General features: G+C 35.0%; 12 protein-coding genes. 10 read left to right on the plus strand and 2 right to left on the minus strand.

Annotation, left to right across the window (positions count from 1 at the left end; genetic code table 11):
- Window positions 1-17 precede the first annotated feature (17 nt).
- On the plus strand, window positions 18-1,565 hold the full coding sequence (istA, locus tag PB01_RS03905; RefSeq protein ID WP_225986247.1) for an IS21 family transposase: 1,548 nt from the start codon (window positions 18-20) through the stop codon (window positions 1,563-1,565).
- Window positions 1,562-2,308 (plus strand): IS21-like element helper ATPase IstB, encoded by a 747-nt coding sequence (gene istB / locus PB01_RS03910; protein WP_151698978.1) that lies wholly within the window; start codon window positions 1,562-1,564, stop codon window positions 2,306-2,308. The genes istA and istB overlap by 4 nt, the downstream gene beginning before the upstream one ends.
- A gap of 51 nt (window positions 2,309-2,359) precedes the next feature.
- Here istB and PB01_RS03915 read toward each other — a convergent pair whose 3' ends face one another.
- Window positions 2,360-2,848 (minus strand): helix-turn-helix domain-containing protein, encoded by a 489-nt coding sequence (locus PB01_RS03915; protein WP_192797463.1) that lies wholly within the window; start codon window positions 2,846-2,848, stop codon window positions 2,360-2,362.
- 240 nt (window positions 2,849-3,088) lie between these two features.
- On the opposite strand from PB01_RS03915, the gene PB01_RS20845 reads away from it, so the two are divergent.
- From PB01_RS20845 to PB01_RS03945, 8 genes are all read left to right on the plus strand, one after another.
- Complete coding sequence (locus PB01_RS20845; protein ID WP_192797576.1) at window positions 3,089-3,262, plus strand: hypothetical protein; 174 nt, start codon at window positions 3,089-3,091, stop codon at window positions 3,260-3,262.
- Window positions 3,263-3,546: 284 nt separating this feature from the next.
- Window positions 3,547-3,696, plus strand: a complete 150-nt coding sequence (locus PB01_RS20850; protein ID WP_192797464.1) for a YwzD family small protein — start codon at window positions 3,547-3,549, stop codon at window positions 3,694-3,696.
- Window positions 3,697-4,171: 475 nt separating this feature from the next.
- On the plus strand, window positions 4,172-5,188 hold the full coding sequence (locus PB01_RS03920; protein WP_151698980.1) for a hypothetical protein: 1,017 nt from the start codon (window positions 4,172-4,174) through the stop codon (window positions 5,186-5,188).
- 861 nt (window positions 5,189-6,049) lie between these two features.
- Window positions 6,050-6,988, plus strand: a complete 939-nt coding sequence (locus PB01_RS03925) for a ParA family protein (protein WP_151698981.1) — start codon at window positions 6,050-6,052, stop codon at window positions 6,986-6,988.
- Between the two features lie 9 nt (window positions 6,989-6,997).
- Complete coding sequence (locus PB01_RS03930) at window positions 6,998-7,414, plus strand: hypothetical protein (protein ID WP_151698982.1); 417 nt, start codon at window positions 6,998-7,000, stop codon at window positions 7,412-7,414.
- Window positions 7,415-8,305: 891 nt separating this feature from the next.
- The gene (locus tag PB01_RS03935; protein WP_151698983.1) at window positions 8,306-9,439 is read left to right on the plus strand and encodes a hypothetical protein; all 1,134 of its coding nucleotides are present in this window, start codon (window positions 8,306-8,308) and stop codon (window positions 9,437-9,439) included.
- A gap of 383 nt (window positions 9,440-9,822) precedes the next feature.
- Entirely contained in the window at window positions 9,823-11,148 is a 1,326-nt protein-coding gene (locus PB01_RS03940) for an MFS transporter (RefSeq protein ID WP_151698984.1), read from the plus strand.
- 650 nt (window positions 11,149-11,798) lie between these two features.
- On the plus strand, window positions 11,799-13,043 hold the full coding sequence (locus PB01_RS03945; protein WP_151698985.1) for a BAR domain-containing protein: 1,245 nt from the start codon (window positions 11,799-11,801) through the stop codon (window positions 13,041-13,043).
- An 87-nt stretch (window positions 13,044-13,130) separates the two neighbouring features.
- Here PB01_RS03945 and PB01_RS20855 read toward each other — a convergent pair whose 3' ends face one another.
- Window positions 13,131-13,778: a YHYH domain-containing protein gene (locus tag PB01_RS20855; protein WP_404815112.1), complete on the minus strand. Its 648-nt coding sequence runs from the start codon at window positions 13,776-13,778 to the stop codon at window positions 13,131-13,133.
- Window positions 13,779-13,860 lie beyond the last annotated feature (82 nt).

Genomic DNA, 13,860 nt, shown 5'->3' on the forward strand with positions numbered 1-13,860 from the left:
AAGTGGAGGGAAAATTAGTGCTTTATTTAGAAATTCATCAACTCGCTAAAAGAAATTTAACAGTTTCTCAAATCGCAAATCAGTTTAAAATATCTCGAACGACAGTCTATAAATATTTAGATATGAGCTTTGAAGAGGCTTTACAACAATTTGAAGAATATAAAACAAGGAAGAAGAAATTAGATGTGCATCTGGATTGGATAGTTGCCTGGTTGGAAGAGTATCCACACTTAAGTGCGGCTCAGATTAAAGATTGGTTATTAGAAAAGTTTCCAAATCTAGAGATTGGGGACAGTACGGTTCGATTATATGTCCAAGAAGTGAGAGAGAAATATCAAATTGAAAAGACTGCTCAAATTAGACAGTATGAGGCAATACAACAACAGCCTATGGGGAAACAAATGCAAGTTGACTGGGGAGAAACAAAGCAGAAAACAGTGAGTAAAAGAGAAATAAAACTTTACTTTATCGCATTTGTTTTGGCACATTCACGCCAGAAATACATGGAATGGCAAGATCGTCCTTTTACAACAAGAGATGCGATTCGCTGCCATGAAAATGCCTTTCATTTTTATGGTGGAATGCCAAATGAAATAGTATACGACCAGGATCACTTACTGTCAGTTAGCGAGAACGCTGGTGATTTAATTCTAACTACCGACTTTCAGTCGTATGTTAAAGAACGAAATTTTCGGGTTCATCTATGTCGCAAGGCAGATCCAGAATCAAAAGGAATGATTGAAAATGTTGTCAAATTTATCAAAGGAAACTTCGCAGATAGTCGAGTTTTTAAAGATATTGATGACTGGAATGAACGAGCACTTCAGTGGCTAGAACGTACTGGAAATCACAATGTACATTACACAACGAAAAAAAGACCAGTAGAAGTGTTTCTCCTCGAAAAGCAACACTTACAACCGGTCTCTAGCCTACTTTCAATAGAAAGTATGAATGAGTCAAGTATATCAAGAAATGTAATGAAGGACAACACGGTTAGATTTGAGTCTAATCGATACTCCGTGCCGATAGGTACTTACAAAACAAAAGGAAATAATCAGGTATTCATTGAAATAAAGGGTTCAAATGACAAGCAGTTAATTATCAGAAGTAGTAAGAATCGCGAAGTCATAGCCAAACATATAATCAGCAAGGAAAAAGGTATTCTTATAAAGAATAGAAATCATGGTAGGGATCGTTCTAAAGGTATCGAGGCGTTAAAAAATGGGCTTCTATCAGCATTTGAAAATGAAGAGAAAGCTAAAGTGTACATAGAGAAAGTGCTGGAGAAATACCCGCGTTATCGTCGGGATCATTTAGAAATTTTCCGTTCAGTTTCGATAAATGATTCAACCTGGTTAGATAAGGCACTTGAGAAATGCATCAAAGAAAACATGTATAGCGCGAATGATTTTAAAGACGTTGTACTTTACTTAAAAAAACAATCTCAGCAGGAACCATTAGTTTCTATAGCACACGAGAAACGGCCGATTAATAAAGCCGATATACCAGTAGAAACACGCCCTTTAAGTACTTACACAAGCATTTTAGGAGGCGATGTTTCTTGAATCATACCGTAAAAGAAATTCAGAGCCATTTCAAACAATTACGGTTAGCTGAAACAGCAGAGGAGCTCCCACAGCTCCTTCGCGAAGCTGAAAAATCTTCCTGGACCTATTTGGAATTCCTAGAGGCCATCACCCACTTTGAATTAAAGAAAAGAGAAGCTAAAAGTGTAGAAAGACGATTGAAGTGGGCACGATTCCCTTATCAGAAAACCCTACTGGAATTTAGTATTGAAGCACAAAATTCTTTAAGCGAACGCCAACTTACTCAACTCCAAGAAATAAATTGGCTGGAACAACAGTATAATTTGATCTTATTAGGACCACCAGGAGTAGGGAAAACACACTTAGCCGTAGGCTTAGGCATTGAGGCGATTAATAAAGGGTTTCAAGTGTACTTTGTGACCATGGGAGAATTAATTCAATTACTTAAAACAGAAGAATTTGCACATAAATCACAGGTGCAGATGAAACGATTAAGAGCTTCTGATTTAGTTATTATTGATGATTTAATGTACATGGCAATGGATCAACGTGAGGCAAATCTGTTCTTCCAAATGATCAATCATCTTTATGAACAAAGTTCAATTATCTTAACATCTAATAAGAGTCCAGATCAATGGGGAGAGTTAATGGGAGATGAAGGAATTACTACAGCTATTTTAGATCGCCTTTTACATCGTGTGGAGGTAGTACACATGAATGGAGACAGTTATCGGATGAAAAACCGGCAGAATTTATTTTAGGCAAAAGTGTTCAATCTAAATTAGCAAAAAGTGTTCAATTCTACTTGACGGTTACAATAGACTTGTGGATAACTTTTTCGATTCCATAGGAGACGTGTTTGTAAGATCTTTAATAGAAGATTTTAAGAATAACGGTTCATTCTCAGAAATCGGCTCGTTTACCTCGTCGTCATGCGGGTTGTCCGCCTCCTTCCGACTGCTCGTTCTCCCCTGATCATCGAAGGGTAAAATAATATAAATGTTAGCACCTAGCCCGCTCATAACAGGACGTACATAGTGAAGGCGCTGAATAATGCAAAGCTGTTCAAGTTTCCGAATCGCCCGACGAACAGTCGCATTTGACTTGCCGATAGCTGTTTCGATTGTTGCGTGTTTTAAATGGGCAGCCCCATATTTCACCGAATACCTTCGGATCACATCGAGCACAAGTTGGTCTGAATTGTTTAGCTCGTATCGATGGAACGCGCAATGTTTTGCAGCAGCATCGTCCATCTCTTCTATTGAATTGAAACGAGCGTAATTTTGTAAGTAGTGAGTCATTAGAATTCCCCCTTTACCTTCTATATAGAACGGAGGGGGAGAAAAGTGGACATGGGTTGAGAAAGATTTTGTCATGTCCCTGTGTTAGAAGAAATTCTGTCCTATTCTGACAATAGACTACAATTCACTAATAAATATTATCTAATATTCATGATCTAAGAAAGGAAAAGCAGCCGGAATTCTTCAGCTGCTTTTTTTAAAGGATATTGAAGGTTTTTTCATTTTTAGGGCAGAAGTTTGATGCAAGTTTACTGGAGACTTAGAAATGAATTTTGCCATCTGAAAGAGCTCACTATTAAGGTAGGAGATGTACCAGCGACATATGCATCTACTGATTTATTGTTTGATGTCGTAGGGTTTAAACTGGAAAATTCGATTGAAGACGGGTTAAAATACGTCATTACGTTAGGATGATTTCGTTCTATTCTGACAATTTATTGCGATTTTAGGAGAGAAGTTAAACACTCAATTACTAGTGGTTCTCCATCTGTCTTAAGTGTCTCTATTAAATAGCACTCGTATCACTTTTTCAAGTCTTTATTCAGCTCAGATCCTTTTGAATGAAATTTAATATTAAATTTATAGATTACGACTAATTTCGACATTATATTTAATGACTCTGCATTACAATATACTAAAAGATTATATTTTATCAATTGATACAACATGTAGTGAAAAACGTAGGAGGGTATGGTTGCATGACAACAGAAGAATTACAAGAAGAATTCAAGCGTATTTTAGAATATGGATATCGTCGAGGAAATGAGAATGATTTGATTAAAACGGATGATTTTATCGGAGAGTTATCCGAGCAGCTAATAAATTTGCTGGATAATAATAAAGTTTAATGAGGATGAAATAGAAGAACTAAATCCTAAATAAGGGCTCTTTCTGTTGTATATCAAACTGACTTGAAGCATATACGAGATTTAAAACGCGTCCCTGTGTCAGAAAAAAATGCGCTATTCTGACAACTGACTACAATTCAAGATGCTTGATAACCAATAATACCCCCTACATTTCAATGAATAAAGGGGAGGCGGTGGTTGTTTTTTAAACGTCAAATATCTACACCTATAAATCCTAATCATGGAAATCCTAACCGTGTTTTGCATCACTTTCCCCAGTAGAAGTAATTATCTGTAGAATAATCAATGTTTAAATGCCTCTTAATCGTGAAAATGGGTTGAGAGGCATTTGTATTGTCTATACATGTCGAAAGTATCTGATAGAATCAATGCATAATATCATGTAAAGTAATGTTAGTGTTCCAGGTAATTTGATAGAGGATATAATACTAAAGTTGGATGGAGGAAATGATAGATGTATAAAAAAGCTTTTGCAATTTTTTTAATTCTTTTTATATCAGTGTTAATCGTAAATATCAATCAAGCAACTGCGAGTTCCAAAGTGATGTGGGGGAAGACCGAGTTAAAGATTGGACAACTTGGAAAAGCGACAGTTCTTTCTAATACAGTTTTATGGAAAATGGACAAAGATAATTCTCTCATAAAAATCCGTGATTTGAAAATAGACGAAGAGTATCGAGTATACAGCTATAAAGGTAATCATGGGGGAATTTATGGCGTTGGCGGTGGAGAATTTATTCAAAAAAGTACTTCAATTAAATATGAAACACCCTCAAAGAGTAAGTTGAACTTACTGGCAAAGTTGAATAAGGATAATGATTCGAAATCGCCTGGCAAGCAAGATGATTTAGAACCGATTACTTTAGCAAGTAGTCCATTTGGTCGTACGGAACATGTATTTACTATCCAAGGAAATGATCCATTCAATAGACGTCTCATTGTTTTTAACAAAATTACAGGCAAGAACGTATATATTCCAGCAGATCATGAGATTTTTAATGATGTTGACAGTATTTATCTGGATGGTACAAAAGACTTTGTATTTATAAAACATTATGCGAATAGAAAAAAATCCACCTATCGTATGTCATTAATACCACCATTTGAAATCAAGCAAGTACTTAATGATATTCATGATTCTATAGTATTTAATGACAAATTGTATTTTTTTAATATAAATGAAATTGATCCTATTACACACAAATTAAATCTAATGTCTGCGGATTTAGATGGTAGTAATCATGAAGTTTTTATGGAACTTGAACCAATTTACATTCCTACTCTTCGATATTATATACCTGGTACAGCTTTTGTTTCATTACAGCATACTGATTCAGATATGGATAAAGTTAGTATAAACAGCTTGAACCTAGAAACGAAAGAATTATTAGTCTTACGGAAATGTCAAAATAACAGTGTACGTGATGTTAATGCGGGTCCCTGTCTTAGAATCATTTCTGAACCATTCTGATAATTCGATATTAAATATTATCTAGCATATATAATAAAAAAGGGTAAATAAGACAAAATTTATTTGAACTTTCTATTATTTGAGAATGTCGTATAGATTACATTTTTTGTAAAATTTTTACGACGAAATCTTGAAGAAAACGACCATTTACGTGGAACAATAGAAATTATTCTTTGAAAAAGTTATAACAAACATCTTTCGTCCATCATTTCTTCTTTAACTAGCTTTTCTATAAAAATATATTCCTGCGGATATAGAAGTGAAAACATCTGTCTCTTCAAAAAAATTACCTATTTAAGAAGTATACTGTAGAATTTAATAGTACAAATATTGGTATTAAAAAAGTAATTTACTTATAGAACAATTAAATTCATTATTTTTTGGTGGAGATGCAGAAGAAGAAATGGTAGACGACATAAACGTAAAACTTCAAGGATTAGTTGCCTCTGTAAGTGGGATAGTCAACGGAAAATAAAAACGGGTCCCTGTTTCAAAAAAAAGATTATTCACTATTCTGATAACTGACTACAATTCAAAATGCTTGATAACTAATAATACCTCCTACACTTGAATGAATAAAGTGTAGGAGGTATTTGTTTTTAATGACGTATCCCTCCCTCATCTTTTTAATCCCTAAGTTATGGTGAAGAAGTGTCTTCAAAGCAATACTGATTTCTAAAGGTGAGAAGAATTACTAAATACTCCCTTATTACCACATAAAGTCTGTACAAATGGAATAAGGTAAATAGTCATGATAAAGATGGTCGAGAATACATAATTCATTCGTAAGTACACTAGTAAAAAGACCGGAATAATGATTTTTAAGATCTTTGGAAATTTGGAAAGTGGGGGAAGATAAAAATGGGGAAAGTCGTTAGTTTGATAAATTGGAAAGGTGGAGTAGGAAAGTCAACGCTCACTTTGCACCTTGGTGTAGGATTACAGAAAAAAACAAATAAGCGGATATTGATAGTTGATTTGGATCCCCAATGTAATTTGTCGTTTTTAGCATTAGGAGTGGATAGTTATGTTAATAGGGTATATAAAAGCGAAACCAATACATTAAAGGACGTTTTTGATAGTTATTTTAATGATGGCGTATTTGAACTTACTAATATTGTCCAAGAAAAAATAGTTAATGATTCGCCAGGTCGTGTTTTTGATCATATCGATATGATTTTGTCGCATCAGGATTTGATATTAATAGATCTTCAGTTGGCTCGCTCTCGAAAGTCAGGGAAGAATCATCTGGAGGAAACAAGATATGAAATAGAGAAGCTCTCTATTCTCAAGTCATTATTGGATCAGGTTAAAGATGACTATGAGTATGTATTATTAGATTGCCCACCAAATGTCAATATCGTGACGCAGAATGCATTTTACGCTAGTGATTATTTTGTTGTTCCCGTTTTACCTGACTTTCTTTCGACAACTGGTATTTCATTAATAGTGGATTATATGCAAAAGTTCAATGCAAGTTTTGCTGGAATGCACAATTATGCAGAGTTGTCTACTCCATATATTAATACTGATTTTGGTGGAATCATTTTTAATATGGTGGATGAGTATCGAGGAGAACCTAAAGCTACGCATCTGGAAACGATGCATATCGTTTCAACTCAACATGCAGGGAAGACCTTTGACAGATATATTACTGATGGTGATGGCATATCCACTGCAGCATCTGTTAATCTACCGGTATATTCTTTTAACCAACTTCCCCGTTCCCGTGACAATGCACAAAAACAATCAAAGTATTTCGATTTACTCATAGAAGAATTTATAGAAAAAATAATCTGAGGTGGCGTCATGCAATCAAAAGAACTAGCAAATATGTTACGTAAAACAGCTGATATCTTGGTTCACTTCGAAGGAAAAAATCTTGATGAGGCTTTGTATGAGATTTTATCTTTAGTAAATAAAAATAGTAGGTCACGAACAGAGGTGGTTAATCAGAAACCTGTTGAACGCAATAATAGTAATGAAGATATAGATTGGCAAAATATCATTACTATTCTAAAACAGAAGAATGGTAAAGAGATAGAAGAGTATTTAAACTGTGAAAAAATACTAAAGCCAAAGAAAGCCTTATTAGAATTAGCCAAAGAAATGTCTGTCGCTTCCTCTACTAGACAAACAAAAGAAGTTATAAAACATAGTATTATTAAATATTTTGAACGACAAAAAATGGACGACATTATTAGGATTGAAAGATATGAGAAATAGTGTTCCTGTGTTAGATGTAATTATGCGCTATTCTGACAATTTTTGCAAATTAATATTCTTTACAACCAATAATACCTCCTACACTTAATGAATACAGTGTAGGAGGTATTTGTTTTTTTGAAAAATTAAGAAAGCATATAAATTTGGCTACTAGTATTCTCGGGTGAATAAAAATTGGTCTTGAAGTGCCATAATGTGTAAATAAATACACCTGGATATATACTTATGAGTTCTAGTCTTGGCACTAAAAAGAAATAGGCAGCATCTATTGATAAAGAAGTGCTAAGCGGACGAAATTGCATCTTCGTCCGCTTTTAAAAGAGTAGAAAAGTATCTAATCACTCATTAACCAAACCCAATGCACTATGTCTTTACATATTTCAAGCGTGCGACGGATAAACATCTGGAACAAGCTTACCGAAAAAAGTCGAACGTAAGAGTGACTGCGTAACTTCACGTTCCATAGCCCTAACGGTAATAGTGTAGCCGAAGTTGTCCAAGGGACTCGGGAATTGGTAATGACCTGATGCACTTAAAGGATGCTTGCGATTTCTCCAAGAATAATCATGATCAACCAACACTTTTATAAAAGCTAGTGAAAATTGTTTATTTCCAAAACTCCAGTAGTTAAACAAATTTTTATATCATTATGTTCTTCTTTACTTCTCGGCCTAATCATAAGATGAATGATGAATACTTTTAAGGCAGGGAGATGGGTAAATAATTATTAGAGTAACTTGAAGGATTTCGATTACTGCTTCCGGTAGGGGCTTATCAATTGATGGGTACAAATAATTTAACTGACAAGTATGGATAGTCACTGATAACAACGGTATTAATGAGCTTTAAAGTGAAATAACAAGGAAATAAACACAACTAAGGAGGAATATCATGAAAAAAAATCTAGTGAAAACTGCGGCAGCGGCAGCACTATTATCGAGCTCCATTTTAGCATTCTCTCCAATTGCTTATGGGAAGACAATCTCTGTCGATCAATCTATTAACTCAGTGAAGAGTGAGTTAAATAAGGCTGCATCCCAATATGTATATCCTACGCTTGAAGGAAAGCTTGTTCCAAGCGAATCATTATACGCTACATTAAATAGTGCAAAGAAAAACTACCAGGCTACTAGAAACGCAATTGTATCATCCACACTTTCTGCAAAAGAAAAAGAAAGTAAACTGAATGACATTGATTCTTTCTATAATGAGAAAGTGTCCAAAGGTTTAGTTCCATATATGGATGCGTATAATTACGCAACAAAATATTTAGATCCTTTGATGAAAGAAATTAACGATGCAGAAGCAAAGAATGATTTTGCTACAGTGGTAGCGGGATACCATCAGTTATCTTACCAATTAAAAGATAGAACATCTATTTTATACCGTTTTTCTGGTAAAGCGGCTCGTGATTTATTGCTAGAGAAGTATAAAAAGCCGGCAGATGCAAAACGTAATGAATTAGAGCTCCCTGTAACCATTTATATGAAATTAGTAGACCTAAAGGGTTTGTATGCTGCTGGCAAAAGTGAAGAAGTATTAAAAGCATACGCAGAACTTACTATATTATTAGAAGGTTTACCAAAAACAAATAAATATGCAGGTCCATTGTTCGCAGAAGTGGCAAAAGTAAAAGCAATCATAGATGCACCTCTTGTGGCATTGAAGGAACAACAAACCTTTGATAGTAAAGTAGCAGATTTTGTGGAAAAAGTTAATGCCAGTCAAAAAAACATTACGCTTTCATCAACAGCTTCTAATTCATTAGTTGTTACAGTAAAAGAAGATGTTAGCATTTTAGAATTTTTGAGTCAAGGGTTCTATACAACATTAATTAGTGGCTTAAATGTTACGAAAATTAATGGAAATGACCCATTATCAGAAGCAGCAATGAATGGGCTTAAAGCCGCATTTTCTGCAGATGCAAAAACATTGGCTGACCTTAAAGGAAAATCATTTCCTTTTCCTTTAACAGTAAACACCGGTTCGGAATTTGATGTTATTTTTACAATTGCATTTAACTGAAAAAACATGCGTCCCTGTGCCGATAAAAATTTTATATATTTTGAAAATAGATTACGATTTAAGATTCTAAACTAATAATACCTCCTACACTTAATGAATATTGTGTAGGAGGTATTTGTTTTTTTGAACATGCACGAGAAATAGCTATTGTTTTGAAATTCCCTATAATGTATGTGAACGATGAGTAGGAGACAAAAAAGGCTGGTGATTATAGTGTATTTATATCAAAATAGAAAGAACGATACCTTTAGTAAAAATGAAATTCATTTGGAAATGTTCCTTGCCAGTATACACGTGTATGATGAACAGAAAGGCATTGTATCTAGTATAAAATAGAGTAGTAGGAATTAGAAAATGAAAATAACGTAGAAAAGAGAGAATATATGTCTAAGAATAAAAATGAATTAGCTACTAGTGAAAACCAGTCTACCATGATACAGAAATACATAGATTCACCAAAAAAGTTGCAAGCACTGTATCGTCGTACTTTATGGATTGTAGTCATTTCACAAATTTTCGGCGGAGCTGGACTTGCTGCTGGAATCACGGTTGGGGCTCTTCTTGCGCAGGATATGTTGGGAACAGATAGCTTTGCAGGGGTACCAATTGCGCTATTAACATTAGGTTCAGCAGGAGCAGCATTCATCGTTGGTCGACTTTCACAACGCTTTGGGCGTCGGCTGGGACTTGCTACTGGATTTTTAGCAGGAGGTCTAGGGGCAATCGGGGTAGTGATTGCTGCGATAAGCGATAATATTTTCTTATTGTTTGCATCCCTACTCGTGTATGGAGCTGGTTCAGCTACTAACTTACAAGCTCGTTATGCGGGGACGGATTTAGCCAATTCGAAACAACGGGGAACTGCGATTAGTATTGCAATGGTTTCCACCACGTTCGGTGCTTTCGCAGGACCTAACTTGGTTGGGGTAATGGGGAAATTTGCTACTTCAATCGGAGTGCCTGCACTGGCAGGGCCATTTATATTGGGGTCTGCTGCTTATCTAACTGCAGGGCTAGTGCTTCTTATTTTATTGAAACCAGATCCTTTAATCATTTCAAAAGCAATTATCAAGTTACAGGAAGAGAGTACTAGCAAATCATTGGATACAAATTCTAACATGGCTATAGCTAACCAAAGAGGAGTCTTTTTAGGTGCAACTGTCATGGTAATCACCCAAATAGTGATGGTTGCGATTATGACAATGACACCTGTACATATGATGCATCACGGACATCATATTAATGATATCGGAATGGTAATTGGCTTCCATATTGCTTCGATGTATTTGCCGTCCTTATTGACAGGCTATCTTGTTGATAAGTTCGGAAGGGTTGTTATGACAATTGCTTCAGGTGCTACGTTAATGGCTGCGGGCATTGTTTCAGCAGTTGCCCCAGGTGATTCTCTAGTAGTACTAATTATTGCACTATCTTTGCTTGGTTTAGGATGGAACTTAGGGATGATTAGTAGCACAGCCCTCATCGTCGATTCCACACTGCCGTTAACGCGGGCAAAGACACAAGGAACAGTAGATGTATTGGTTGCGCTTGCTGGTGCTGCGGGTGGAGGACTTTCTGGCATGGTAGCTGCACATACAAGTTATGCGACTCTTTCATTGGCTGGAGGTTTTCTTTCCTTACTACTGATTCCTGTAGTCATCTGGTCTATGAATGAAAAAAGTAGTGGGAAGATTGCTCGAATGAACTAGTAACACATACATTGTGAACAAGTGTCTCTGTATAATAAACGATTCTACACGAGGCGCTACTTTCACTCCATTATTGTTTCTGAATATGGTAAACATTTAAGAGCAGCTGCATGGCGGATGCCACTCCCTTGAGAAAGGGGGGATATATGGTGACTGGTATGTACCAAATAGTGATAAACAATATATAGTGCAAGATTCAAAAGTAGTCCTGAATTAAAAATAAAAAAGCTTTCTAAAAAATTCGCTCCTAGACATGATCTACATGCATAGGAGCGAATTTTGTACCAATAGTAGAAATTGAAACAAAGTTAAATAAACTAGGATAGGGAAAGCCTCTTGATCGAGAAATAGATTGAGAGGCTTAATATTTTGCTTTAAAAGTAGGAAAAAATAACGACAAAATTTAGTCAAGGTAATTCCTTTTTTTGATGCTATATGAAAGATTACGACAAAAAAGTGGATAGATTGTTAGCAATCAATCAATTTAATTCATTCCAAAAAAGATGGAAAATGAGCTATTTTGACCTTTATTATTTAAATGTTGTGAATTGTCGTTCTAATTAGGTTGATAAAGGATATTCTTGGTTATAAAGTAAGGTAAGTAAACCAAGCCAATGCTTTAGTCATGATAATTACTTTGGAGGTGAATCATGAAAAAGAAAAAGTGGAAAAAGTCAGTTGTAGCAGTAGCGATAGCGGCATCTTTACTAACTAATTCAAATGTAAGTTTCGCTTATAGTACCATACAAGAAACGATTGATAAAGCGAAAATTGACATGAATGAAGCAGCGAATGCCTATGTTAAACCGGCAGAGAATGGAAGAATCGTTTCAAGTCAAGAACTATATCAAGTGTTGAAATTGGCGAAAGAAAACTACAAAAATGCAAGAAGTTTGGTCATAAAATCAGATAGGCCAAATAAGGAAGGGATACTAAAAGAGTTAGATACTTTGTATAATGAAAAATTAACAAAAGGACTCATACCATATATGGATGCATTCAATTATGTGGTTAAATACCTGAACCCTATTATGGACGAGATAAAACAAGCTGAATCTGAAAAAGATTGGGTGGAACTTGAAAAAGCATATCAGAAATTATCCGTACAACTGAATACAAGAACGGATATTCTTTATCGATTTACAGGAAAAGTTACAAGGGATTTACTAATAGAACAGTATAAAAAACCAGCCAACTTGAAATTAGATCAATTAAATGTTCCAGTAGCGATTTATGAGAAAGTAAAAGAAGTGGAAACGCTAACGGCTTTAGGTAAAACGAAAGAAGCGAATAAAACATTAAAAACTATACTACCGTTAATAGAGAAGTTACCTACTGAAAAAACCTTTCCTATGATTAAGGAACTAATAAAAGAAATAGAGAGTACCGGTAAAGCTGCTGGATTAGTCATCTTGTTTCCTACTTCTGTATCCCTTACAAGTAATGGAAATAGTGAGAACGATAAAAAGAACACAGATGTCGGGGAAGGAACTACTTCAAATAATGCAGCTGCAAGAACGGTGACTACTTTGATAAATGCACTTCCACTACCATCTAAAGTAAATGTCAGTGATGGAGTAGCCATCTACGCGGCACGAGTAGCCTATGAAAAGTTAACAACCGTTCAAAAAGCAATGGTCGATATTACTAGATTAACAGAAGCAGAAAAAGTTTTTGAAGTAGTTAAAGACAAGGCAATAAATGAACAACAAGCAAAAGTAGTGATATTTTTAATCGAAGAGCTTCCAGTAGCAGTTGATATAAAAGTTGCACATGAAGCACAAATAAAAGAGGCACGTGCAACATATGAAAAATTGACAAGCGTTCAAAAAGCGTTGGTAGGAAATATTACGGCATTAGAAGTGGCAGAGCAAGCTCTAATGAACTGTTTCTAGATCGTTGATAAACACGTACCAATATGTATTTTATTTTAGAAATAGAAATGCCCTGTATTCTGAAGAATTCAGAACACAGGGTCATTTTTATTCTACATTATACTTTTCCAACATGGCTTCACGTGTACTTTTACCATATACTCGATAAATCATCGTGTTTGTTTTTTGGGAAAGTTTGATTAGCTCATTATACGCATTTTTTGTTTTATCGCTACTTGCATCTTGCTTATTGAAAGATTGATAATTTTGAGATTGTACCAACAACTTCTCACCAGAATTTATAGCATCAATATATGCCTGTGTTCTAAGATATACATCATTTAAGACATTTAATCTCTCTTCAAGATTACTATAAAGAAACACATTAGTATTAGCTTTTGCTGCATTAATGGCAATTTTTGTATTGTTGTAAAGCTTCATATCAATTTGACTAACAGGATTACTGGAATATTTTGATACTCTATAGTCATATGAAGTTTCCCATTTAAGAGATCCTGCATAGCTTTCCGCAGTTTTTATTAATGTCTCAGCTTGAGTATATGGATCAACATGTATTGTTTCTGTTTTAGTATTCCCCGTTTTACTTGAGCTGCTTTGAGGAGATTTACTCGTTGAAGTCTTTTGGGTAGTTCCTCCATTATGATAGTGGTACTGTCCGTAGCTTAAACCCCATTTTTCACAATTTGTACGACATGTGTGTCCACCATTAGCATCTGTTCTTCCTGAATGTGCCATTGCTGGTGTTGTGATTACTAGTAACAAAACAAAGGAAAGTAAAATTCCTACTATTTTTTTCATCTCATTTTCTCTCCCTTAA

Origin of the sequence: Psychrobacillus glaciei (genome assembly GCF_008973485.1) — a bacterium.
In the GTDB taxonomy this organism is placed as follows: Bacteria; Bacillota; Bacilli; order Bacillales_A; family Planococcaceae; genus Psychrobacillus; species Psychrobacillus glaciei.

What these genes read in the sequence shown, in the direction of transcription:
- PB01_RS03915 (WP_192797463.1), bottom strand. Translation starts at nt 2,848, where the DNA reads ATGACTCACTACTTACAAAATTACGCTCGTTTCAATTCAATAGAAGAG.
- PB01_RS20845 (WP_192797576.1), top strand. Translation starts at nt 3,089, where the DNA reads ATGCAAGTTTACTGGAGACTTAGAAATGAATTTTGCCATCTGAAAGAG.
- PB01_RS20850 (WP_192797464.1), top strand. Translation starts at nt 3,547, where the DNA reads ATGACAACAGAAGAATTACAAGAAGAATTCAAGCGTATTTTAGAATAT.
- PB01_RS03920 (WP_151698980.1), top strand. Translation starts at nt 4,172, where the DNA reads ATGTATAAAAAAGCTTTTGCAATTTTTTTAATTCTTTTTATATCAGTG.
- PB01_RS03925 (WP_151698981.1), top strand. Translation starts at nt 6,050, where the DNA reads ATGGGGAAAGTCGTTAGTTTGATAAATTGGAAAGGTGGAGTAGGAAAG.
- PB01_RS03930 (WP_151698982.1), top strand. Translation starts at nt 6,998, where the DNA reads ATGCAATCAAAAGAACTAGCAAATATGTTACGTAAAACAGCTGATATC.
- PB01_RS03935 (WP_151698983.1), top strand. Translation starts at nt 8,306, where the DNA reads ATGAAAAAAAATCTAGTGAAAACTGCGGCAGCGGCAGCACTATTATCG.
- PB01_RS03940 (WP_151698984.1), top strand. Translation starts at nt 9,823, where the DNA reads ATGTCTAAGAATAAAAATGAATTAGCTACTAGTGAAAACCAGTCTACC.
- PB01_RS03945 (WP_151698985.1), top strand. Translation starts at nt 11,799, where the DNA reads ATGAAAAAGAAAAAGTGGAAAAAGTCAGTTGTAGCAGTAGCGATAGCG.
- PB01_RS20855 (WP_404815112.1), bottom strand. Translation starts at nt 13,778, where the DNA reads ATGGCACATTCAGGAAGAACAGATGCTAATGGTGGACACACATGTCGT.